Consider the following 24254-nt stretch of genomic DNA (forward strand, 5'->3'; position numbering starts at 1 on the left):
GTTCAAACAACAGTCTTCGAGAGGTTCAGCTTCTTCTGAGCTTGCCGGCGAATTGCTGGCCCAGGATCGCGATCTGCCTTGCGCCGTGCGGCACGAGGTAGATGACGAGGAACAGCAGCACGCCGAACACCGCGCCGGACAGGCCTTTGGAGATGCTCTCCGCCATGTTCGGCACGAAGATGATGAAGGCGGCGCCGACGAACGAGCCGGGCAGCCAGCCGACGCCGCCGACGACCATGCCGAGGAACAGCGAGATCGCCAGCGTGATCGTGTAACTGTCGGGCGCGACGAACTGCACCGCGATGGCGCCGAGCGAGCCGGCAACGCCGGTGATGCCGGCGGACACCCCGAAGGCCAACGTCTTGTACAGCGCGACGTTGACGCCCATCGAGGAGGCCGCGATCTCGTTGTCGCGGATCGCCATGAAGGCGCGGCCCGAGCGGGAGCGCAGCAGGTTCACCGAGAAGATATAGATCGCGAGCGTCACGAGGAGGGTGAAGTAGTACAGCCACATGTCCTGCGACATCGGCAGGCCGAACGGCGCGTCGGGCTTGGTGACGACGAGGCCCTGCACGCCGCCGGTCCAGTGCTCCAGGAAGTTCAGCTTCAGCAGCTGCGGCATTGCGGTGGCGAGCGCGAAGGTCGCGAGCGCGAGATAGACACCCGACAGCCGCAGCGCCGGCTTGCCGAACAGGTATCCGAATCCGAAGCAGACCGTCGCGGAAATCGGAATCGTCAGGGCGTAGTTGACGTTGAAGTACTCCATCAGCACCGCCGACGTATAGGCGCCGACGGCGTAGAACGCGCTCTGGCCGAGCGAAAACTGGCCGCTGCCGCCGGTCAAGATGTTCAGCGCCAGCACGGCGAGACCGTAGATCAGAAGCATCGTCATCTGGAAGATGATGAAGTTCTTGACGAACACCGGCACGATCAACAGCACCGCGAGCACCAGCAGCGAGGTGCCCGTGCCCAGCGTCATGGCCCGCTTCGGAACCGCTTCGACCGCCTCGTGGCCTTCGCCGACGACTTCTTCTGCTGCGCTCATGATCAAACTCGCTTGACGATTTGCCGGCCGAACAGGCCAGCGGGTTTGACGACCAGGACGGAGATGATCAGCGCGAGCGCGATCGGGAGTTTCAGCTCGTTGCCGACGCCGGGGATGTAGGTGCCGGCGAGGTTCTCGAACACGCCGACCAGGAAGCCGCCGACCACGGCGCCGAACGGGCTCGACAATCCGCCGAGCACCGCGGCGGCAAAGCCGTAGATCAGCACGCCGCCCATCATGTTGGGCTCCAGGAACACCACCGGTGCGATCAGCATGCCGGCGATCGAGCCGATCGCCGTCGCCATGCCCCAGCCCAGCGCGATCATCCAGCTCGTGTTGATGCCGACGAGGCGCGCCGATTCAGGCACCGAGGCGGCCGCGCGCATGGCGAGACCGATGCGGGTGTATTGAAAGAAGAAATAGAGGCCGAGCAGCAGCAGCACGGTGACGCCGATCATGCCGGCCTGGTGGGTCGAGATCAGCTGGCTGCCCAGGAACGGCGAGGAGCCGAACGGGGTCGGGTACTGCTTGATGGTGAAGTCCCAGATCAGGCCGGCCGAGGAGTTGATGATCGCGAATAGCGCGATGAAGCCGGCGACGTTGGTCAGTACCGGCGCTTTCGCGAGCGGCTTGAACAGGATGCGCTCGATCGCGATGCCGGCGACGAAAGAGAATGCCAGCGTGACCACGAACGCGGTCCAATAGGACAGGCCCCACTGCATCAGTTGCCAGGAGATGAAGGTCGAGAACATCGCCATCTCGCCCTGCGCGAAGTTGAGATGGTCGATGGCCTGGTAGATCATGACCACGGCGAGCGCCATGCAGGCGTAGATCGCGCCCGTGGCGATGCCGGCCAGCACTTGGTTGGTGAACAGCTCCATCGTGCCGGCTCCTCAGTAACCCAGATAGGATTTGCGGATTTCTTCGTTGTTCGCGATGTCCTTGGCATTGCCCGACATCACGATGCGTCCGGTCTCGATCACATAGGCCTGGTCGGCGAGCTCGAGCGCGAGCTGCGCGTTCTGCTCGACCACCAGGATCGACACCTTGTCCTCGCGGTTGATCTTGCCGAGGATGCCGAATAGGTCGCGCACGACCAGCGGCGCGAGGCCGAATGACGGCTCGTCCAGCAGCATCAGCCGCGGCCGCAGCATCAGCGCGCGGGCGACCGCGAGCATCTGCTGCTCGCCGCCGGAGAGCGTGCCGGCCTGCTGCGTGTGGCGCTGCTTCAGCACCGGGAAATGCGCATACATGCGCTCGATGTCGGAGACGATACCGGCGCTGTCCTTGCGGGTGATGGCCCCTAATTGGAGGTTCTCCTCCACCGTCATGGTCGTGAAAGTGCCGCGGCCCTGCGGAACATGGGCGATGCCGAACCGCACGATGCTTTCGGTGGAGCGGTTGTTCAGCGGCTTGCCGTCGAACTCGATACCGCCGGTCGAGCGCACCATGTTGCAGATCGCGCGCAGCGTGGTGGTCTTGCCGGCGCCGTTGGCGCCCAGCAGCGTCGTCAGCGAACCTTCGTTGAGCGAGAAGGACAGGCCATGGAGCGCCTGGACCTGGCCGTAATAGGCGCGCAGGTCCTTGACGTTGAGAAGTTGCGTCATTGGTCCTTGCTCCCGAGATAGGCCTTGATGACGTCCGGGTCGGCCTGCACCTGGGCAGGCGTGCCTTCCGCGAGCTTCTTGCCGAAATTTAGCGCGACCACGTGGTCCGCGATCGACATCACGAGGCCCATGTGATGCTCGACCAGCAGCACGGTCATGTGGCGCTCGTCGCGGATTTTGCGGATGAGGTCGCCGAGCACGTAGACTTCCTCGTGGTTGAGGCCGCCGGCGGGCTCGTCGAGCAGCAGGATCTTCGGGTCGGCCGCGAGAGCGCGCGCCAGCTCGACGCGCTTCTGCGTGCCGAAGGGCAGGCCGGACACCACGGTGTGGGCAACGTCCTCGAGGTTGAGATAGGCGAGGATCTCGTGCACCTTCTTGTTGACGCTGGTTTCGCTGCGGCGAACCCAGGCCAAGCGGAGCGAGTCGCTGATGATGTCGCTCGAGGTCCTCGAATGCGCGCCGACGCGGACGTTGTCCATCACCGTGAGGTTCGGAAACAGCGCCACGTTCTGGAAGGTGCGGCCGATGCCAATCTCGGCGATCCGGTGCGGCGGCCGCGACAGGATGCTCGCGCCTTCCATCAGGATGTCGCCGGACGACGGCTGATAGAGCCGGGACAGGCAGTTGAAGAGCGTCGTCTTGCCGGCGCCGTTGGGGCCGATCAAGCCGAGGATCTGGCCCTTGTGCATGTCGAAGGACACGCCGTTGAGCGCGATGATGCCGCCGAACACGACGCTGACGTCGCGAACCGCGAGCAGGGGCGAAGTGCCCTGCGCGAGCTGTGCCTGCGTCATCTCGTCTCGCTCACGTCGTTCAGTGAGCGAAGGGGCGATGCGAACCGCTCCCGGCGATGACAAAAGCTATCTGATCCCCTCGGCCACACGAGCAACTTTCCCTCCTGATTTCAGCTTTTTGCTGACGTCTTTTTTGGAATGCGGCATCAGACCCCCGAGCGCCGCTTCGATGTTCCTTACCATCGCTACGAGACGCGGTCCAATGTCGTTGATCAAACGCTCTTCCGTGAAACGGAATGCCGGTGCGCCGCAATTGAACGCGTAAGGACCAGTTCCGTCGTTGAGCTTGAGCGCGACACCGGCCGCGCCGATGTCGTCGTGCCAGTCGCCGACCGAAATCGCAAAGCCGTATTTCGCGACGGTTTCGCCTGAACGTTCCAGTCCTTCGCGCATCTTCGGCCACCGGCTGCCGTAATGCTCCCGCAACAGGCGCGAGAGCTCCGCGCGATCGTCGGCGTCGAGCGACCAGAAATAGGCGCGACCCATCGCACTGGTTGCAATCGGCACGCGGGCGCCGACGTCAAGTTGAACGCCGACCGTCTCGGTGCCGCGGCTCTGCCCGAAATAGATCATGCTGTGACGGTCGCGGCCGCCGACGGCGACGGCGCCGCCGGTCGCGCGCATCACATCCTCGCGAAACGGCTCGGACAAATGCCGAACACCGAGATTGGCGAGCGCTGCATAGCCGAGCGACATTGCGGCGGGCGTGAGCTGGTACTTCTCGAAACGGGGAACCGGCGCCAGATAACCGAGCTTGGTCAGCGTATAGGTCAGTCGCGATACGGTCGGCTTCGGCAGGTTGGTCCGCGCCGCGATTTCCTGATTGCCGAGAAGGCCGTCATTGGGTTGGAATGCGCGCAATACGTCCAGTCCGCGGGAAAGCGCGACGACGAAGTTCCGATCGGTCGCGGTCTTCTTTCCTGTACGCTTCATCCCAGATCTGCTTCTTGCGCGGAGTCGTTGACAACGTCCGTGCTTCAAAATAACCCTGCCGTCAAGATGCGGAATTAAATTCCGCACCGCGAAATCGACAAAAGTATATAGCCCCACCAAGGAGGGACACCGTGAGCGAAGTGGTCAAGCTTGAGCGTCATGACGAAGTCGGGATCGTCACGGTCAACAGCCCTCCGGTCAATGCGCTGAGTGCCGCAGTCCGCGGTGGTATCTTGGAATGCGTCAAGGCCGCGATCGCCGATCCCGCCATCAAGGGCATCGTGCTGACCTGTGCCGGCCGCACCTTCATTGCGGGTGCCGACATCACCGAATTCGGCAAGCCGCCGAAGCCGCCGGCCCTCAACGACGTTCTGTCCGAGATCGAGAATTCGCCGAAGCCGGTGGTCGCTGCGATCCACGGCACCGCACTTGGCGGCGGCCTCGAAGTCGCGCTCGCCTGTCATTACCGCGTCGCCGTGAAGGAGGCCAAGCTCGGCCTCCCCGAGGTGAAGCTCGGCCTGCTGCCGGGCGCCGGCGGCACCCAGCGCCTGCCGCGCGCGGTCGGCCCCGAGCTCGCAGTCAAGATGATCGTCGGCGGTGATCCCATCGGTGCCGCGGAAGCGCTCAAGAACGGCCTGATCGAGGAGATCGTCGAGGGACCGGCCTCGGGCGGCGAAGCCTTCGTGCGAAAATTGCTGGCCGAGAAGCGTCCGCTGCGCCGCCTGCGCGATGACGATTCCAAGATCGCGGCCGCCAAGGCCGACCGTTCGATCTTCACCAACGCGGTCGCCGCCATGACCAAGAAGTCGCGCGGCCTGGAGGCGCCGTTCGCCGCCGCCGACGCCGTGGGCTACGCCATTGACCTACCTTTCGACGAAGGTCTGAAGAAGGAACGCGAGGGCTTCCTGAAGCTCGTCGCCAGCGACCAGTCCAAGGCGCAGCGCTATGCCTTCTTCGCCGAGCGCGAAGCCAGCAAGATCGCCGGCGTCCCCGAAGGCACCAAGTCGCGCCCCGTGAACCGCGTCGCCATCCTCGGCGCCGGCACCATGGGCGGCGGCATCGCGATGTCGTTTGCCAATGCCGGCGTTCCCGTCACCCTGATCGAGACCGGCGAGGAGCAGCTCAAGCGCGGCATGGGCATCATGCAGAAGAACTGGGAAGCAACGGCCGCGCGCGGCGGCATTCCCGCGGATGCGCCGGCCAAGCGCATGGCGCTGATCAACGGTGTCGTCGGCATCGAGAATGTCGGCGACGCCGACCTCGTCATCGAAGCCGTGTTCGAGACCATGGCGGTGAAGAAGGAAGTGTTCGGCAAGCTCGACCAATACGTCAAGCCCGGCGCCGTGCTCGCTTCCAACACCTCGTATCTGAACATCGACGAGATCGCGAAGTCGACCAAGCGTCCGCAGGACGTTTTGGGCATGCACTTCTTCTCACCGGCCAACGTCATGAAGCTGTGCGAGATCGTGCGCGCCGACAAGACCGCGCCGGACGCTCTCGTGACGGCGGTGACCATCGCGCGCAAGATCGCGAAGGTGCCGGCCGTGGTCGGCGTCTGCGACGGCTTTGTCGGCAACCGCATGCTGGCCCAGCGCGGCAAGCAGTCCGAAAAGCTCTTGTTCGAAGGCGCGCTGCCGCAGCAGGTCGATGCCGTCGTCACCAAGTTCGGCATGCCGATGGGGCCGTTCGCGATGGGCGACCTCGCCGGCCTCGACATCGGCTGGCGCTCGCGCAAGGACCGCGGCATCAAGTCGGAGATCGCGGACGCGCTGTGCGAAGCCGGCCGTTTCGGCCAGAAGACCGGCAAGGGCTATTACAAGTACGAAGCCGGCTCGCGTGCGCCGCTGCCCGATCCGGAGGTCGAGAAGCTGATCGACGAGACGCTGCTGCGTCTCGGCCGCAAGAAGCGCGTTGTCAGCGACGAGGAGATCCTCGAGCGCATGATGTATCCGATGATCAACGAGGGCGCGAAGATCCTCGAAGAGGGCATCGCGGCGCGCCCCAGCGATATCGACGTGGTCTGGCTCTACGGCTATGGCTGGCCGATCTATCGCGGCGGCCCGATGTTCTGGGCCGACAGCGTCGGCCTCAAGCACATTGCCGATCGTCTGGCCTTCTACGCCAAGGAGACCAACGACCCCAGCCTCGAGCCTGCCCCTCTGCTGAAGAAGCTCGCGGCGGAAGGCAAGACGTTTGCCTCGCTCGCGGCGTCGTCGAAGGCGGCTTGATGAGGGCTGGCACGTCGATGGGTGTCATTCCGGGATGGCCCGAAGGGCCAGGCCCGGAATCCATTTCACCTTTGAGCGTGCCGCGCGATGGATTCCGGGTTCGATGCTTCGCATCGCCCCGGAATGACGACCGAGTGTGATGCAAGCTATGACCCATCCCGGCGAACAGTTTTACCCCGAGGGCGTGCATTGGGACGATCCGATCGCCCAGGGCACGCTGCCCGACCTATTGTCGAAAGCTTCCGCCGATTACGGCCCACGCACCGCGCTGGAGTTTCGTGATCGCCCGATCACCTACACCGGGCTTGCCGCCATGGCCGAGCGCGCGGCCGCGGCGTTCCTGCGTGCCGGTTGCGGCAAGAACACGTCCGTCGCGCTGTTTCTCGGCAACACGCCGGATCACCCCGTCAATTTCTTCGGCGCGCTGAAGGCCGGCGTCCGTCTCGCGCATCTCTCCCCGCTCGATGGCGAGATCGCGCTGACGCACAAGGTCTCCGACTCCGGCTCGCGCCTGCTCGTCACCTCGAACCTGCAGGCGTTGCTGCCGACCGCGCTGAAATTCCTCGAGAAGGGCCTGATCGACAAGCTGATCGTTTGCGAGGACGATGATTGGGGCAAGGTCGGCACGCCGCAGGCGCCGATCCCCGATGATCCCCGTATCGTCACCTTCAGAGCCTTCGTCGAGGGTGCCACCGCGCCGGCAGAATGGCCAAAGGTCACCGCCGACGACGTCGCGCTGCTGCAATATACCGGCGGCACCACTGGCCTGCCCAAGGGCGCCATGCTCACCCACGGCAATCTCACCTCGGCCGTGTCGATCTACGATGTCTGGGGCAAGCCCTCCCGCGCCGCGCGCGGCGAGGTGATCGAGCGCGTGATCTGCGTGCTGCCGCTGTTCCACATCTACGCGCTCACCGTCGTGCTGCTGTCCTCGCTCAGCCGCGGCAATCTGATCTCGCTGCATCAGCGCTTCGACGTCGAGGCCGTGATGCGCGACATCGAGGTCAAGCGCGCGACCTATTTCCCGGGCGTGCCGACGATGTGGATCGCGATCGCCGCGCTCCCCGATCTCGACAGGCGCGATTTTTCGTCGCTCGCCACCATCGGCTCCGGCGGCGCGCCGCTGCCGGTGGAGATCGCGAATTTCTTCGAGCGCAAGGTCGGCAAGAAGCTGCGCAGCGGCTGGGGCATGACCGAGACCTGCTCGCCCGGCACTGGCCATCCGCCCACGGGGCCGGAGAAGCCCGGTTCGATCGGCCTGATGCTGCCCGGCATCGAGCTCGATGTCGTCGCGCTGGATGATCCCAGGCGCGTGCTGCCGCCGGGCGAGGTCGGCGAGATCCGTATCAAGGGCCCCAACGTCACCAAGGGTTACTGGAACAAGCCGGAGGGATCCGCGGATGCCTTCGTCGACGGCCGTTTCCTCACCGGCGACATCGGCTATGTCGACACCGACGGCTACTTCTTCCTGGTCGACCGCAAGAAGGACATGATCATCTCCGGCGGCTTCAACGTCTATCCGCAGATGATCGAGCAGGCGATCTACACCATTCCGGGCGTGCACGAGGTCATCGTGCTCGGCATTCCCGACCAATATCGGGGCGAAGCCGCAAAGGCCTTCATCAAGCTGAAGCCGGACGCAAAGCCGTTCTCGCTCGACGAGCTGCGCACCCAGCTCACCGGCAAGCTCGGCAAGCATGAATTGCCGGCCGCGGCCGAATTCGTCGCCGACCTGCCGCGCACGCCGGTCGGAAAATTGTCGCGCCACGAATTGCGCCAGCAGCAGAAACCGTCACAATCCACCCACGCATCAGGAGGTCGTTCTTGACCGACGCCGTCATCGTTTCCACCGCCCGTACCCCGATAGGCAAGGCCTATCGCGGCGCGCTCAACGCCACCGAGGGCGCCACGCTGCTCGGCCACGCCATCGGCGAAGCCGTCGCGCGCGCCAAGGTCGATCCGAAGGAGATCGAGGACGTCGTGATGGGCGCCGCGCTGCAGCAGGGCGCGACCGGCGGCAACATCGCGCGCAAGGCGCTGCTTCGCGCCGGCCTTCCCGTCACCGTCGCCGGGACCACGATCGACCGGCAATGCGCCTCGGGCCTGCAGGCGATCGCGCTCGCCGCGCGCTCGGTGATCTTCGACGGCGTCGAGATCGCGGTCGGCGGTGGCGGCGAGTCGATCTCGCTGGTGCAGAACGACAAGATGAACGGCTTCCACGCCCAGGACCCGGCGCTGCTCAAGATCAAGGGCGAGGTCTACATGCCCATGATCGACACGGCGGAAGTCGTCGCCAAGCGCTACGGCATCTCGCGCGAGAAGCAGGACGAATATTCGCTGGAGAGCCAGCGCCGCACCGCCGCGGCTCAGCAGGGCGGCAAGTTCAAGGACGAGATCGCGCCGATCACGACGCAGATGGCGGTCACCGACAAGGCGACCGGCACTGTCTCGATGAAGGACATCACGCTGTCGCAGGATGAGGGGCCGCGTCCCGAGACCACTGCTGAAGGTCTCGCCGGCCTCAAGCCGGTGCGCGGCGAAGGCTTTTCGATCACCGCCGGCAATGCCAGCCAGCTCTCGGATGGTGCCAGCGCCAGCGTCATCATGAGCGACAAGGAAGCGTCCAAGCGCGGCCTCAAGCCGCTCGGCATCTTCCGCGGCTTCGTCTCGGCCGGCTGCGAGCCGGACGAGATGGGCATCGGCCCGGTCTTCGCCGTGCCGCGCCTGCTCAAGCGCCACGGCCTCACCGTCGACGACATCGGCCTCTGGGAGCTGAACGAAGCCTTCGCGGTGCAGGTGCTGTATTGCCGCGACAAGCTCGGCATCGACCCCGAGAAGATCAACGTCGACGGCGGCGCGATCGCGGTCGGCCATCCCTACGGCATGTCGGGCGCCCGCCTCACCGGCCACGCCTTGATCGAAGGCCGCCGCCGCAAGGCCAAATACGCGGTCGTCACCATGTGCGTCGGCGGCGGCATGGGCGCGGCCGGGCTGTTCGAGATTTTGCAGTAATTCACAGGAGGATCCGATGGATCTCGCATTCACGAAAGAAGAGCAGGCTTTTCGCGAGGAAGTGCGGCAGTTCTTCCGCGACAACGTGCCGCCGGATACGCGGCGCAAGATGGTCGAAGGCCGCCACCTCTCGAAGGACGAGATGGTGACTTGGTGGCGCATCCTCAACAAGAAGGGCTGGGGCGTCAGCCATTGGCCCAAGCAATATGGCGGCACGGGCTGGACCAGCGTGCAGCACTACATCTTCAACGAGGAGCTGCAGTCCTATCCGGCGCCGCAGCCGCTCGCTTTCGGCGTCAGCATGGTCGGCCCCGTCATCTACACCTTCGGCAACGAGGAGCAGAAGAAGCAGTATTTGCCGCGCATCGCCAATGTCGACGATTGGTGGTGCCAGGGCTTCTCCGAGCCCGGCTCCGGCTCGGACCTCGCTTCGCTCCGCACCAAGGCCGAGCGCAAGGGCGACAAGTGGATCATCAACGGCCAGAAGACCTGGACGACGCTGGCCCAGCACGCCGACATGATCTTCTGCCTCTGCCGCACCGACAACAACGCCAAGAAGCAGATGGGCATCTCCTTCATCGTGTTCTCGATGAAGTCGAAGGGTGTCACCGTGCGCCCGATCCAGACCATCGACGGCGGCCATGAGGTCAACGAGGTCTTCTTCGACAATGTCGAGGTGCCCGTCGAGAATCTGATCGGTGAGGAGAACAAGGGGTGGGACTACGCCAAATTCCTGCTCGGCAACGAGCGCACCGGCATCGCGCGGGTCGGCGTCTCCAAGGAGCGGCTGCGCCGCATCAGGGATCTCGCCGGCAAGGTCGAATCATCAGGCAAGCCGATCATCCAGGATCCTGCCTTCCGCGAGAAGCTGGCGGCCTGCGAGATCGAGCTGAAGGCGCTCGAGCTGACGCAGTTGCGCGTCGTCGCCGACGAAGGCAAGCACGGCAAGGGCAAGCCCAATCCGGCTTCTTCCGTGCTGAAGATCAAGGGCTCCGAGATCCAGCAGACCACCACCGAGCTGCTCATGGAAGTGATCGGCCCGTTCGCCGCGCCCTATGACGTGCATGGCGACGACGGCTCGAACGAGGCCATGGACTGGACCGCCCAGATCGCGCCGAGCTACTTCAACAATCGCAAGGTCTCGATCTACGGCGGCTCCAACGAAATCCAGCGCAACATCATCGCCAAGGCGGTGCTGGGGCTGTGAACTGCTTCCTCTCCGCGAAGGCGGGGAGGCAATCTTTCCACCGTCATTCCGGGGCGCGACGAAGTCGCGAACCCGGAATCCATCGGGCCGCATACGCTGAGGCGAAATGGATTCCGGGCCTGGCCCTTCGGGCCATCCCGGAATGACGAAGCCAAATAGTCCGGGTACGAGGAACCAAAGACATGGATTTTGATCTGAACGAGGAGCAGCGGCTTCTCAAGGAAAGCATCGACGGCCTCTTGAGCGATTCCTACGATTTCGAGCAGCGCAAGAAGTACATGAAGGAGAAGGGTGGCTGGAGCAAAGCCGTCTGGCTCAAGCTCGCCGAGCAGGGCCTGCTCGGCCTGCCCTTCGCAGAGGCCGATGGCGGCTTCGGCGGCGGCGGCGTCGAGACCATGATCGTGATGGAAGCGCTCGGCAAGGCGCTGGTGCTCGAGCCTTATCTGGCGACGGTCGTGATCGGCGGCGGCTTCCTGCGCCATGCCGGCTCCGATGCGCAGAAGGCCGCGCATGTTCCTGCCATCATCGACGGCAGCAAGACGCTGGCGTTCGCCCAGCTCGAGAAGAATTCGCGCTACGACCTGTTCGACGTCTCCACCACCGCGAAGAAGAAGGGCGACGGCTGGGTCATCGACGGCGAGAAGTTCGTCGTGCTCAACGGCGAGAATGCCGACACGCTGGTCGTCACCGCACGCACCAAGGGTGAGCGCCGCGACAAGACCGGAATCGGCGTGTTCCTGGTCCCAGCGAATGCCAAGGGCGTCGCCAAGAAGTCCTACCCGACCCAGGACGGCCTGCATGCCGCCGACATCACCTTCACCGGTGTCGAGGTGGGCGCGGATGCCGCGCTCGGCAATCCCGACGACAGCCTCGCGTTGATCGAGCGGGTGGTCGACGAAGCCCGCGTCGCGCTCTGCGCCGAAGCGGTCGGCTTGATGGATGAATCGCTGAAGACGACCGTCGAGTACATCAAGACGCGAAAACAGTTCGGCGTCGCGATCGGCTCGTTCCAGTCGCTGCAGCACCGTGCCTCCGACATGTTCGTCGCCGCCGAGCAGGCCCGTTCGATGTCGATGTTCGCGACCATGGCGGGCGATTTCGAGAACCCCAAGGAGCGCAGCAACGCCATCGCCGCGGCCAAGGTGCAGATCGGCAAGTCGCTGAAATTCGTCGGCCAGCAGGCGATCCAGCTGCACGGCGGCATCGGCATGACCATGGAGGCGAAGATCGGCCACTACTTCAAGCGCCTCACCATGATCGAAAACACGTTCGGCGACACCGACTACCACCAGCGCCGCGTCGCCGACGCGGGCGGGTTGATCTAGCCACGCCATGACTGTCGTCCCCCGCGAAGGCGGGGGACCCAGTACGCCGCGGCGGCAATGAGTTCACGCAACGTCCGCCGCAGAGTACTGGATCGCCCGATCAAGTCGGGCGATGACACCGAGTATGGGGACATAGCGGAGCCTAACGAAATGAAAAACACCCCGTTCGATCTCACCGGCAAGGTCGCCGTGGTCACCGGCTCCAGCCGCGGCATCGGCCGCTCCTCCGCGGAACTCCTCGCCAAGCTCGGCGCCAAGGTCGTGGTGTCCTCCCGCAAGGCCGACGCCTGCCAGGAGGTTGCCGACGGCATCATCGCGGCCGGCGGCGATGCCACCGTCATCCCCTGCAACATCGCCCGCAAGGCCGAGGTCGAGGCACTGATCGCGGGCGCCACGAAGCATTACGGCAAGATCGACATCCTCGTCTGCAACGCCGCGGTGAATCCTTATTATGGCCCGCTGCTCGACATCACCGACGAAGCCTTCGACAAGATCATGGGGAGCAACGTGAAGAGCAACATCTGGCTCTCCGCGCTGGCGATCCCGCAGATGGCCGAACGTGGAGGCGGCTCCGTCGTCATCATCTCCTCGATCGGCGGCCTGCGCGGCTCCACCGTGATCGGCGCCTACGGCATCTCCAAGGCGGCCGACTTCGCGCTGTGCCGCTCGCTCGCCGGCGAGTGGGGCCCGAAAGGCGTCCGCGTCAACTGCATCGCGCCCGGCCTCGTCAAGACCGATTTCGCCCGCGCGCTGTGGGAAGACGAAGCCATGCTGAAGCGCCGCACCGCGACCACGCCGCTCCGCCGCATCGGCGAACCCGACGAAATCGCCGGCGCCGTAGCCTACCTCGCCTCGGACGCATCGAGCTTCATGACCGGACAGACCATCGTCATCGACGGCGGCGTGACCACAGCGGCGGTGTAGTTCGCCCACGACTTGAAATTGCATCGAGGCGCAGCTTCGCTTACCCTCCCCTGGAGGGGGAGGGTCGTTTCGCGTTGCGCGGAGCGCAGCGCGAAGCGGGGTGGGGTGAAGCCACAGCAATGGTCTCAACATCAATCCGACGCGCGACCGCAAAAAAGCTGAGAGCGAATACGACGCCCCACGAGCGGATGCTGTGGCGCGCCCTCAAGGACCTCCCGATGGACGGCTCGCACTTCCGCCGCCAAACACCGATCGGCCCCTACATCGTCGATTTTTTCTGTCCGGCCAAGCGTCTCATCATCGAGCTAGATGGCGGGCATCACAATCAAGACGAGATGGCCTCCCGCGACCTCGAACGCCAACGCTGGCTCGAGAACGAAGGCTATCGCGTCGTCCGATTCTGGAACTCGGAGGTTTCGAGCGACATGACAGCGGTGATGGAGCGAATTTACGTCGAGCTCTACGGCTCGCGCGAAGCGGGAGCGATACACCTTGAGCACCGGCGCAAGCGAAAAACGTCAACCTGATCGAGCCGTGCTCTTTCTTACCCTCCCCTGGAGGGGGAGGGTCGGCACGCGATCGAGCGAAAGCGAGATTGCGTGACGGGGTGGGGTGATCTCTCCCCACGGGCACTGTTGGCTGTGGAGAGACCGTCACCCCACCCCGTCTCACATTCCGCTGCGCTCCATATGAGCCGACCCTCCCCCTCCAGGGGAGGGTAAGGAAGAGCGCCTTGACCTCGCGCTGGCAATCCCGTTTCTTTGGCGCGACACAATGAGCCCTCACCGGAAAACACCGAGATAAACGCCAGGATTCGCCGCCATGTCTTTCGTCCTTGCCATCGACCAGGGCACCACCTCCTCGCGCGCGATCGTGTTCCGCGGCGATATTTCGATTGCTGCCAAAGCGCAGCAGGAATTCCCGCAGCATTTTCCGGCATCGGGCTGGGTGGAGCACGAGCCGGAGGACATCTGGACTTCGACCGTGATGGTCTGCCGCGAGGCGATCGAGCAGGCCGGCATCGGCGCAAAGGACATCGCTGCGATCGGCATCACCAACCAGCGCGAGACCACCGTGGTGTGGGACCGCGCCACCGGCCAGGCCGTGCATCGCGCCATCGTCTGGCAGGACCGCCGCACCGCCGACATCTGCGCCAAGCTCAAGGCAGACGGCCGCGAGGGCGTGATCTCGCAGAAGACCGGCCTGATCATCGATCCCTATTTTTCCGGCACCAAGGTCGCCTGGATCCTCGACCACGTCCCTGGCGCCCGTGCCCGCGCCGCGCGCGGCGAGTTGATGTTCGGCACCGTCGATTGCTACCTGCTCTGGCGTCTCACCGGCGGCAAGGTGCACGCCACCGACGCCACCAACGCCTCGCGCACGCTGCTGTTCAACATCCACACCGGCCAGTGGGACGACGAGCTCCTGGAGATCATCGGCGTGCCGCGCTCGATGCTGCCCGAGGTGAAGGATTCCTCCGCCCGCTTCGGCGAGAGCACGCCCGATCTGTTCGGCGGCGCCATCGCCATCTCCGGCATCGCCGGCGACCAGCAGGCCGCGACCATCGGCCAGGCCTGCTTCCGCCCGGGCATGATGAAGTCGACCTACGGCACCGGATGCTTTGCGCTGCTCAACACCGGCACCACGCCTGTTGTCTCCAAGAACAAGCTGCTCACCACCGTTGCCTATCAGCTCGACGGAAAACGCACCTACGCGCTGGAAGGATCGATCTTCGTGGCGGGCTCAGCGGTGCAATGGCTGCGCGACGGCCTCGGCATCATCAAGCACGCCGCGGAAACCGGCCCGCTCGCCGATCAGTCCGACTCCATGCAGAGCGTCTATCTCGTCCCGGCTTTCGTCGGCATGGGCGCGCCCTATTGGAATCCGCGCGTGCGCGGCGCGCTGTTCGGCCTCACCCGCAACACCGGCCCCGCCGAGCTCGCCCACGCCGCACTGGAAAGCGTCTGCTACCAGACCTTCGATCTCTGGGCCGCGATGCGCGCCGATTGGCCGAGCTCGGAAACCGCCAGCGTCGTGCTGCGCGTCGACGGCGGCATGACGGCGTCGGACTGGACCATGCAGCGCCTCGCCGATCTGCTCGATGCCCCGGTCGACCGCCCCGTGATCCAGGAAACTACGGCCTTAGGGGCCGCCTACCTCGCCGGCCTCAACGCCGGCGTCTATCCCGAGCCGACGAAGTTCGCCGACAATTGGCGCCTCGAGCACCGCTTCAAGCCGAACATGAGCCAGGCCACGCGCGAGCGGAAGCTGGCGGGCTGGGCGCGCGCGGTGAAGGGCGTGCTGGCGAGTGACGAGGGAGAGGGGTAGGCCGGGAGCCGGGAGCCGGGGCTCTCTCGCCGGGTCGTCCCTGCGAACGCAGGGACCCATACCGCGTGATCTATCCAGAAGCGGCGGTAGCAGTACCGCACTCAGAGTCTTCGCCAAACCACTCCCTGGGGTTATGGGTCCCGGATCAGCGCTCGCTACGCTCGCTTGTCCGGGACGACAACGGAATGTGTGGCGCCAGTTCTGGCATTTCTCGGAATGAAGCAGAGCAACCAACCATGATCCTCCCCGACGGCTATTCCGACGTCCCCGCCGGCAAGATCGCCGCCGTCGTCACCCATCTGGAAATGACCGCGCCTCCCGCGCGTCGCGACGATCCGCCCGGCGCATGGTCGATGCGCAAGATCGATGCGCCCGCGCTTGATTGGTACCGCGATCTCTTCCGCCGCGTCGGCGAGGACTGGCTATGGTTCTCGCGCGCCCGCATGAGCGACACCGAGCTCGCAGCAATCATCCACGCGCCTGATATCGAGGTCTATGCACTGGTCGCAGACGGCCGCGACGAAGGCCTGCTCGAGCTCGACTTCCGTGAGCCCGGCCAGTGCGAGCTGGCCTATTTCGGCGTCACCTCTGGCCTGATCGGCACCGGCGCCGCCCGCTTCCTGATGAACCGCGCGCTGGAGCGCACCTGGTCACGCGACGTCCGCCGCGTCTGGGTCCACACCTGCACCCACGACCATCCCTCCGCCGTCGCCTTCTACCAGCGCTCCGGCTTCCGCCCCTTCCGCCGCCAGATCGAAATCGCCGACGATCCGCGCCTCGATGGGACGGCACCGCGGACGGCGGCGAAGCATGTGCCGATCATCGAGTAGTACGCGACTATATCCTCACCGTCATTGCGAGGAGCACTCGCGACGAAGCAATCCAGATTGTCGCGGCGGAAGGACTCTGAATTGCTTCGCTACGCTCGCAACGACGGTGTGGGCGCAGCCGTTGCTTTTCGAATCGCAATATCAATGCGGGGCGCCATCGTAGGCCGGATGAGTGGAGCGACATCCGGGGCCACAGTCCCCACATTCGGCTGCGCTCTATGCGGGTGACCCTTAAAAAACTTCCTGCTTCCCTCTTGCCAGGGAAAATCCGCGCTGCATCGCATTGAAGCACGTCAGCCCCGTCTGCTCCGACCGGCAGGTGAATCCGCCGCGCTGCCATACCTCGCCATAGGCGAGCACCGGCAGCGACGGATCTATTACTGTGTCGCCGGCGCAGATGCGCCCTGCGGCGCCCTTCGCGCTCATCTCGAAGGCGTGGCCATAGTCGAGCTCGCAATCGGCGGGCCGGCGCGGGCGGCTTTCCAGGTTCATGATGTCGCAGCGGAGCAGGCCCTGACCATTATCGGTGAAGAACTGGCAGGCGATGTTCTTTGACGGGGTCTGGAAGCCGATCGGGCGATCCTGCGCGCGGGCGGAGCCTGCGGCGAGCAGGCAGAGTCCAAATGCCAGCGTCGCTAATCGCCGCGTCATGCGTGTCTTTCCGCTCAGATGGTCATGCCCGGACTTGATCCGGGCATCCATCAAACTCTAGTCTGAAGCGAGATGGGTGGCCGGGTCAAGCCCGGCCATGACGAGCGAGAGAAGACCATGTTCCTGATCGGCCAATATGATTCCCCCTTCGTCCGCCGTGTCGCGATTGCGCTCAGGCTTTACGGGCTCGCCTTCGAGCACAGACCGTGGTCGACCTTCGGCGATGCCGACAAGATCGCGGCCTACAATCCGTTGCGCCGCGTGCCGACGCTGGTGCTCGACGATGGCGAAGCGCTGATCGAGAGCATGGTCATCCTCGACTATCTCGATGAACTCGTGGGCGCAGACACGGCGATGCTGCCGCGCGGCGGCGCGGAACGGCGCAGGCATTTGCGCATCTGCGCGCTCGCGTCCGGCCTCGGCGACAAGGCTGTCAGCCTGCTCTACGAGCGCGTGCTGCGGAAGGAGCAGCTCGCGCTGTGGGTCGAGCGCTGCCAGGCGCAGATCGGCGACGTCCTGAAGGTCCTCGAGGCCGAGCGCGCCAAGGTGACGACGCCGTATTGGCTGGGTGAGCGCATCGGCCACGCCGACGTCGCGGTGGCCTGCGTCGTCCGCTTTACCCGCGAGGCGCATCCGCAGCTGTTCGACGCCGCGCGCTATCCGGCGCTCGCGGCCCACGCCGACCGCTGCGAGGCCTTGGCGCCGTTCAGGGAGATCGTACAGCCGCTGGCCCCGCCGAAGGGGTGAGGCACACGTTACCCTCCCCTGGAGGGGGAGGGTCGATCGCGCGAAGCGCGAGCGGGGTGGGGTGATCTTTCAACACGGGCAGCGTCGGATGTTGAGGGACCGTCACCCCACCTCGATTCGCATTTCGCTTCGCTGCATGCGAACCGATCCTCCCCCTCCAGGGGAGGATGGGCTGCGCGCGTGTTGCAAGAGATGAGCGGCACTCGCATCCGGGGAGCACGCCCCTGACGCGACGAGCGATAATGCAATACTACCCCTGTTTTGCCCGACGCCGCAAACACGGCTCCGACGCGCCCGAAATCACTCAATCTTTTCAACCCCATTCTACTGTGCATGGGGTTGTTTTCGCATTTTTTGTTTGGGCAGGCGGGCCTATCCCGCGCCCGCGCGCTTCTTCTGCCAGACCAGATGCACCGCGCAGGTGCAGCCCGGCGGATGCGAGGCGAGGTCCGCCGGGGTCTCATCATTCGCCGGCATTGCCGCGAAGGCCTTGTCCTGTTGCGACGGGATGTAGTTCAGCACCGGCGCGAGCCAGCGCTCGGTCTCCGCCACGCTCATGCCCTTGCGCGCGGCATAGTCCTCGACCTGATCGCGCTCGATCTTGCCGACGCCGAAATAATAGCTCTCGGGGTTCGCGAAATAGAGCCCCGATACGCTCGAGCCAGGCCACATCGCAAAGCTCTCCGTCAGCTTCACGCCGGCCGTGTTCTCGGCGTCGAGCAGCTCGAACAGTGTCGCCTTTTCGGTGTGGTCAGGCTGGGCGGGATAGCCCGGCGCGGGGCGGATGCCCTGGTACTTCTCCAGGATCAGGTCCTCGGTCGAGAGCGCCTCGTCCGGCGCATAGGCCCAGAACTCGCGGCGTACGCGGGCATGCATGCGCTCGGCGAAGGCCTCGGCGAGACGGTCGGCCAGCGCCTTGCAAAGGATCGAGGAGTAATCGTCATTGGCCATCTTGAAGCGGTCGGCGACGGCGTCCTCGCCGATGCCCGCCGTGACGACGAAGCCGCCGACATAGTCGGGCACGCCGGCAGGCGCGACGAAGTCGGCCAGCGCGGCGTTGAAGCGGCCCTCGCGCTTCTCGAGCTGCTGGCGCAGCGTGTGCAGCGTCGCGATCTTCTTCGTGCGGCTCTCGTCGGCATAGAGCGCGATGTCGTCGCCTTCGGCGTTCGCAGGCCAGAAGCCGATCGTCGCGCGCGCCCGGAACCACTTTTCCTTGACGATGGTGTCGAGCATCTTGCGTGCGTCGTCATAGAGCGAGCGCGCGACCTCGCCGACCTTGGCATCGTCGAGGATGGCGGGGAAGCGCCCCGCGAGCTCCCAGGTCTGGAAGAACGGCGTCCAGTCGATGCAGTCGACGAGCTCGGCGAGATCGTAATCGTCAAAACTCTTGATGCCGAGGAAGGTCGGCTTCACCGGCTTGTTTGCGGTGAAATCGACCGGCACGCGGTTGGCGCGGGCGGCGGCCAGCTTCAGCCGCTTCTTGTCGGCCTGCGCGCGCAGATGCGCGTCCGAGATTTTTGCGTATTCGGCGCGCACCTCGGCGGCATAGGCCTCGCGCTTCTCGGGCGAGAGCAGCGATGACGCAACGCCGACGGCGCGGCTGGCGTCGTTGACGTGGACGACGGGACCGGCGCGATAGCTCGGGTCGATCTTCACCGCCGTGTGCACGCGGCTCGTGGTGGCGCCGCCGATCAAGAGCGGCAGCTTGAGGCCTTCGCGCTGCAATTCGCCGGCGAAGAACGCCATCTCGTCGAGCGAGGGCGTGATCAGGCCGGAGAGACCGACGATGTCGGCCTTCTCCGCCTTCACGGTCTCGACGATCTTGGCGGCGGGCACCATGACGCCGAGGTCGATGACCTCGAAATTGTTGCACTGGAGCACGATGCCGACGATGTTCTTGCCGATGTCGTGGACGTCGCCCTTGACGGTCGCGAGCACGATCTTGCCGGCGGACGAGGAGCCCTCGGTGCCGATGCCGTTCGCAAGGTTGCGCGCCTTCTCTTCCTCCATGAACGGCATCAGCCAGGCCACCGCCTGCTTCATCACGCGGGCGGATTTCACCACCTGCGGCAGGAACATCTTGCCGTCGCCGAAGAGGTCGCCGACCACGTTCATGCCGGCCATCAGCGGGCCTTCGATGACGTCGAGCGGGCGCGAGGACGTCTTGCGGGCTTCCTCGGTGTCCTGCTCGATGAATTCGGTGATGCCGTGCACCAGCGAATGCGACAGCCGCTTCTCCACCGGCCATTCGCGCCAGGCCAGGTCAGCTTCCTTGGTCTGGGTCTTGTTGCCGCGGAACTTCTCGGCCAGCGCCAGCAGACGCTCGGATGCGCCCGGATCGCGATTGAGGACGACGTCCTCGCACACCTGACGCAGCTCGGCATCGATGTCGTCATAGACGATCATCTGCCCGGCATTGACGATGCCCATGTCCATGCCGGCCTTGATGGCGTGATACAGGAACACCGAGTGCATGGCCTCGCGCACCGGCTCGTTGCCGCGGAACGAGAACGAGAGGTTGGAGACGCCGCCCGAGATATGTGCGCCCGGCAGGTTCTGGCGGATCCAGCGCGTCGCCTCGATGAAGTCGACGCCGTAATTGTTGTGCTCCTCGATGCCGGTCGCGATCGCGAACACGTTGGGATCGAAGATGATGTCCTCGGGCGGGAAGCCGACCTTGTTCACCAGGATGTCGTAGGCCCGCTTGCAGATTTCGGTCTTGCGCGCGAACGTGTCGGCCTGGCCGACCTCGTCGAACGCCATCACGACCACCGCCGCGCCGTGGCGGCGGGCGATCTTGGCCTCGTGGATGAACTTCTCCTCGCCCTCCTTCATGGAGATCGAATTGACGACCGGCTTGCCCTGCACGCATTTCAGGCCGGCTTCGATCACCGAGAATTTCGAGGAGTCCACCATCACGGGGACGCGGGCGATGTCGGGCTCGGCGGCGACGAGGTTGAGGAAGGTCACCATCGCGGCTTCGGAATCGAGCAGGCCCTCGTCCATGTTGACGTCGATGATCTGTGCGCCGTTCTCGACCTGGTCGCGCGCGACCTGGAGAGCCGCGGTGTAGTCGCCGGCCGTGATCAGCTTGCGGAAGCGGGCCGATCCCGTGACGTTGGTGCGCTCGCCGACGTTCACGAAGGGAATGGCGTCGGTCAGAATGAATGGCTCGAGGCCGGAGAGTTTCAGGCGCGGTTCGATCTCGGGCACGATGCGCGGCTTGTGCGGGGCAACGGCGGCGGCAATCGCCGCGATATGCTCCGGCGTGGTGCCGCAGCAGCCGCCGACGATGTTGACGAGGCCGTCGCGGGCGAACTCGCCGACCAGGCGCGCCATGTATTCGGGCGTCTCGTCATACTGGCCGAATTCGTTGGGCAGGCCGGCGTTCGGATAGGCGCAGACCAGCGTATCGGCGACGCGGCCGATGTCGGCGATATGGGCGCGCAGATCTTCGGCGCCGAGCGCGCAGTTGAATCCGATGGTGACGGGCTTTGCGTGCCGCACCGAATTCCAGAACGCCTCCGGCATCTGGCCCGAGAGCAGGCGGCCGGACTTGTCGGTGATGGTGCCCGAGACCATCACGGGCATGTCGATGCCACGCTCCTCGGTGATCTCGGCGATCGCATAGAGCGCCGCCTTGGCGTTCAGCGTGTCGAAGATGGTCTCGACCAGCAGGAGATCGACGCCGCCGTCGAGCATGCCACGGATCTGCTCGCCATAGGATTTGCGCAGATCGTCGAAGGTGACGGCGCGGTAGCCGGGATTGGACACATCAGGCGAGATCGACGCGGTGCGGTTGGTCGGGCCGATGGCGCCGGCGACGAAGCGCGGCTTGCCGTCCTCGGCCTCGACGCGGCGCGCAGCATTGCCGGCGAGGCGGGCGCCTTCGCGCGCCATTTCATACACAATGTCGGTGAGGTCGTAATCGGCCTGCGCGATCGATGTCGTCGAGAAGGTGTTGGTGGCGACGATGTCGGCGCCGGCGCGCAAATAGGCGGCGTGGATGTCCTCGATCGCCTGCGGCTGGGTCAGGATCAGCAAATCGTTGTTGCCGCGCAGGTCGCGATGGAAGTTCTTGAAGCGCTCGCCGCGGAAGGCTTTCTCGTCGAACTGCAGGTTCTGGATCATCGTGCCCATGGCGCCGTCGAGCACCAGGATGCGCTCGCGCGCGGCGTTGAGCAGGGCGGTTCGCTTGGGAGAGGTAGATACGGTCATGTTGTCTTACGCCGCCTTCTGCGCGCTCTTGGCGCGAATGCCGAGCAAATGGCTGATCGCGAATACGAGATCGGCGCGGTTCATGGTGTAAAAATGGAAGGTGTCGACGCCGTGTTTTGCCAATTTCTGCACCTGGCCGGCTGCGACGGTCGCGGCCACCAGTTTCCGCGTTTCGGCATCTTCGTCGAGGCCTTCGAATTTCGCGGCGAACCAGTCCGGCACGGTGGTGCCGGCACGGGTGACGAAATTGCGCGCCTGCTTGAAATTGTGCATGGGCATGATGCCCGGCACGATCGGGATGTTGATCCCACGCGCGCGCACGCGGTCGAGATAGCGGAAGTAAAGGTCGTTATCGAAGAACACCTGGGTGATCGCGCGGCTTGCGCCGGCGTCCACCTTGGCCTGGAGCGTGTCGATATCATCATCGAAGTCGCGCGCCTCGGGGTGCTTCTCGGGATAGGCCGAGACCGACACCTCGATGTCGGCATGCCGCTTCTTGATCCCGGCGACGAGCTCGGCCGAGCTCTGATAGCCGTCCGGATGGCTCGCATAGGGCGTGCCGATGCCGCCGGCGGGATCGCCGCGCAGGGCCACGATGTGGCGGACGCCGACCTCGTGGTAGCGGTCGACGATCTCGTCGATCTCGCCGCGCGAGGCGCCGACGCAGGTCAGATGCGCGGCCGGCAGCAGCGCGGTCTCTTTCAGGATACGGGCAATGGTGGAATGGGTACGCTCGCGGGTCGAGCCGCCGGCGCCATAGGTCACCGAGACGAATTTCGGGTCGAGCGGGGCCAGCCGGTTGATGGTCTCCCAGAGATTGCGCTCCATATCTTCCGTCTTGGGCGGAAAGAACTCGAAGGAGATCGCAGGGTGCCCGTCTTGCCCGTCGGCTCGGGCAGATCTCGTCAGATCGGTCATGGCACCACTCACTCCAGATTTTGGCGGCCCGCGGTCAGGTCTCGCTTGTGCACAAGATAGGCTAAAGACGGGTTGACCGACAGCCCATCCAAGATGGGAAATGGCCCACTTACGCCAGAAATACTGGAATTACTGGTCATATTCAGATCTGGGTGGGACATCGCAGCTTCAAGTAAAATCAAAGAATATCAGTATTTTAGACAAGTTGTGCGAGATTTGGGGAGGGCTGACAGTAGTGGGCAGGGCGGTGTGGGTGTTATCTAGACGTTAATTGGCCCATCAGGTCGCTTCAGCCGGCCGCTCCCGCTCGTGGTTCGGCACACCTCAGGTCTGCGCAGCCGACCCATTGTCGCCGCGCGGCCCTCCGTTACCTTGAGCCGCCATGATCCCTCTCTCCGTCCTCGACCTCTCCGTCGTCACATCAGGCACCAAGCCCGCCGCGGCGCTGCGTAACAGCATCGACCTGGCGCGCCATGTCGACGGGCTCGGCTATGTCCGTTACTGGCTCGCCGAGCATCACAATCTCGCCTCGGTCGCCAGCCCCGCGCCCGATGTCATGATCGGCCAGATCGCGGCGGTGACGAAGCATATCCGGGTCGGCTCCGGCGGCGTGATGCTGCCCAACCATGCGCCGCTGGTGGTCGCCGAGCGCTTCAAGATGCTGGAGGCACTGTTTCCTGGCCGCATCGATCTCGGGCTCGGCCGCGCGCCCGGCACCGACGGCGCGACGGCTTACGCGCTGCGCAGCCGTCTCGACCGCCGTGAAGGCGACGATTTCCTGGAGCGGCTGCACGAACTCATTTTATGGGAGACCCGCGAATTCCCTGCAGGGCATCCTTATAACAACGTCGTCGCCATGCCCGACGACACCAAGCTGCCGCCGATCTGGTTGCTCGGCTCCAGCGATTATTCCTCGGAGCTGGCGGCGCAAGTCGGCATGGGCTTCGCTTTCGCCCATCATTTCGCGTCCCACGATGCGGTCGACGCGATGGTGCATTACCGCGATCGCTTCCAGCCCTCGGCCTGGCGTGCGAGCCCGCACGCGATCCTCGCGGTCGCCGCCATCGCGGCCGATACTGATGAAGAGGCCGAAAGGCTCGCCTCTTCGTTCGATCTCAACCGCCTGCGCCGTGACCGCGGCCAGTATCTGCCGCTACCGAGTGTCGAGGAGGCGCTGGCCTATCCCTATACCGACTCCGAGCGCACCTCGATCCTGCGCAACCGTTCCCGCCTGTTCGTCGGCAATCCCGCCACGGTGCAAAAGAAGCTGCAGCCGCTGATCGATGCGAGCAAGCCGGACGAGGTGATGGTGATCACCGCGGTGTACGATCACGAGGCGCGAAAGAAGTCGTATTCGCTGCTGGCGGAGGCGTTCGGGCTCAAAGCAGCCACTTAGAATTTCTCGTGCCCCGGACGCAGCGCAGCGCCTCTTCGGCGGTGCGCTGCTGAGCCGGGGCCCATCGCGCCTATGAGTATTGCCGCTCCTG

Annotated in this window: 19 protein-coding genes; 11 read left to right on the forward strand and 8 right to left on the reverse strand. The window is 64.9% G+C overall.

The features are described 5' to 3' along the window. Positions 1-25 precede the first annotated feature (25 nt). The 5 genes from SE92_RS27745 to SE92_RS27765 all read right to left on the reverse strand — a co-directional run bounded on the left by SE92_RS27745 (position 26) and on the right by SE92_RS27765 (position 4379). Positions 26-1045, reverse strand: a complete 1020-nt coding sequence (locus SE92_RS27745; RefSeq protein ID WP_063200644.1) for a branched-chain amino acid ABC transporter permease — start codon at positions 1043-1045, stop codon at positions 26-28. 2 nt (positions 1046-1047) lie between these two features. Further along, on the reverse strand, positions 1048-1926 hold the full coding sequence (locus SE92_RS27750) for a branched-chain amino acid ABC transporter permease (protein ID WP_063200647.1): 879 nt from the start codon (positions 1924-1926) through the stop codon (positions 1048-1050). A 12-nt stretch (positions 1927-1938) separates the two neighbouring features. Further along, positions 1939-2652 (reverse strand): ABC transporter ATP-binding protein, encoded by a 714-nt coding sequence (locus tag SE92_RS27755; RefSeq protein ID WP_063200650.1) that lies wholly within the window; start codon positions 2650-2652, stop codon positions 1939-1941. Further along, complete coding sequence (locus SE92_RS27760) at positions 2649-3446, reverse strand: ABC transporter ATP-binding protein (protein ID WP_063200652.1); 798 nt, start codon at positions 3444-3446, stop codon at positions 2649-2651. Before SE92_RS27760 ends, SE92_RS27755 begins: the two co-directional genes overlap by 4 nt. 66 nt (positions 3447-3512) lie before the next feature. Next, entirely contained in the window at positions 3513-4379 is an 867-nt protein-coding gene (locus SE92_RS27765) for an IclR family transcriptional regulator (protein ID WP_063200655.1), read from the reverse strand. A 131-nt stretch (positions 4380-4510) separates the two neighbouring features. Between SE92_RS27765 and SE92_RS27770 the strand changes: the two genes are divergently transcribed. The 9 genes from SE92_RS27770 to SE92_RS27810 all read left to right on the forward strand — a co-directional run bounded on the left by SE92_RS27770 (position 4511) and on the right by SE92_RS27810 (position 16233). Next, positions 4511-6607 carry a 3-hydroxyacyl-CoA dehydrogenase NAD-binding domain-containing protein gene (locus tag SE92_RS27770; RefSeq protein WP_063200658.1) on the forward strand — a complete coding sequence of 699 codons (2097 nt, stop codon included), beginning with the start codon at positions 4511-4513 and terminating at the stop codon, positions 6605-6607. 148 nt (positions 6608-6755) lie between these two features. Then, positions 6756-8435, forward strand: a complete 1680-nt coding sequence (gene pimA / locus SE92_RS27775) for a dicarboxylate--CoA ligase PimA (RefSeq protein WP_063200661.1) — start codon at positions 6756-6758, stop codon at positions 8433-8435. After that, the gene (locus SE92_RS27780) at positions 8432-9619 is read left to right on the forward strand and encodes an acetyl-CoA C-acyltransferase (protein ID WP_063200664.1); all 1188 of its coding nucleotides are present in this window, start codon (positions 8432-8434) and stop codon (positions 9617-9619) included. The genes pimA and SE92_RS27780 overlap by 4 nt, the downstream gene beginning before the upstream one ends. Positions 9620-9635: 16 nt before the next feature. Further along, positions 9636-10826 carry a pimeloyl-CoA dehydrogenase large subunit gene (gene pimC, locus SE92_RS27785; RefSeq protein WP_063200667.1) on the forward strand — a complete coding sequence of 397 codons (1191 nt, stop codon included), beginning with the start codon at positions 9636-9638 and terminating at the stop codon, positions 10824-10826. 182 nt (positions 10827-11008) lie between these two features. Further along, on the forward strand, positions 11009-12151 hold the full coding sequence (gene pimD / locus SE92_RS27790) for a pimeloyl-CoA dehydrogenase small subunit (protein WP_063200670.1): 1143 nt from the start codon (positions 11009-11011) through the stop codon (positions 12149-12151). 150 nt (positions 12152-12301) lie between these two features. Continuing rightward, positions 12302-13075: an SDR family NAD(P)-dependent oxidoreductase gene (locus SE92_RS27795; protein WP_063200673.1), complete on the forward strand. Its 774-nt coding sequence runs from the start codon at positions 12302-12304 to the stop codon at positions 13073-13075. 119 nt (positions 13076-13194) lie between these two features. Then, positions 13195-13602, forward strand: coding sequence for an endonuclease domain-containing protein (locus SE92_RS27800; protein ID WP_063200676.1), 408 nt, complete (start codon positions 13195-13197; stop codon positions 13600-13602). Positions 13603-13897: 295 nt separating this feature from the next. Continuing rightward, complete coding sequence (glpK, locus tag SE92_RS27805) at positions 13898-15403, forward strand: glycerol kinase GlpK (protein ID WP_063200679.1); 1506 nt, start codon at positions 13898-13900, stop codon at positions 15401-15403. Positions 15404-15639: 236 nt separating this feature from the next. Then, positions 15640-16233, forward strand: a complete 594-nt coding sequence (locus tag SE92_RS27810) for a GNAT family N-acetyltransferase (RefSeq protein ID WP_063200682.1) — start codon at positions 15640-15642, stop codon at positions 16231-16233. A 231-nt stretch (positions 16234-16464) separates the two neighbouring features. Here SE92_RS27810 and SE92_RS27815 read toward each other — a convergent pair whose 3' ends face one another. Then, positions 16465-16935 carry a DUF6636 domain-containing protein gene (locus SE92_RS27815; protein ID WP_245324727.1) on the reverse strand — a complete coding sequence of 157 codons (471 nt, stop codon included), beginning with the start codon at positions 16933-16935 and terminating at the stop codon, positions 16465-16467. Between the two features lie 66 nt (positions 16936-17001). Between SE92_RS27815 and SE92_RS27820 the strand changes: the two genes are divergently transcribed. Then, positions 17002-17631, forward strand: a complete 630-nt coding sequence (locus tag SE92_RS27820; RefSeq protein WP_063203799.1) for a glutathione S-transferase family protein — start codon at positions 17002-17004, stop codon at positions 17629-17631. Between the two features lie 372 nt (positions 17632-18003). On the opposite strand, the gene metH is transcribed toward SE92_RS27820, so the two are convergent. Both metH and metF read right to left on the reverse strand, forming a co-directional pair. Next, on the reverse strand, positions 18004-21849 hold the full coding sequence (gene metH / locus SE92_RS27825) for a methionine synthase (RefSeq protein ID WP_063200686.1): 3846 nt from the start codon (positions 21847-21849) through the stop codon (positions 18004-18006). 6 nt (positions 21850-21855) lie between these two features. Further along, positions 21856-22767 carry a methylenetetrahydrofolate reductase [NAD(P)H] gene (gene metF / locus SE92_RS27830; RefSeq protein WP_063200689.1) on the reverse strand — a complete coding sequence of 304 codons (912 nt, stop codon included), beginning with the start codon at positions 22765-22767 and terminating at the stop codon, positions 21856-21858. 382 nt (positions 22768-23149) lie between these two features. Here metF and SE92_RS27835 point away from each other — a divergent pair, with 382 nt between their 5' ends. Then, on the forward strand, positions 23150-24163 hold the full coding sequence (locus SE92_RS27835; protein WP_063200692.1) for an LLM class flavin-dependent oxidoreductase: 1014 nt from the start codon (positions 23150-23152) through the stop codon (positions 24161-24163). The last annotated feature ends 91 nt before the right edge of the window (positions 24164-24254 follow it).

It is taken from the genome of Bradyrhizobium sp. AT1 (assembly GCF_001590795.1).
Taxonomy (GTDB): domain Bacteria; phylum Pseudomonadota; class Alphaproteobacteria; order Rhizobiales; family Xanthobacteraceae; genus Bradyrhizobium.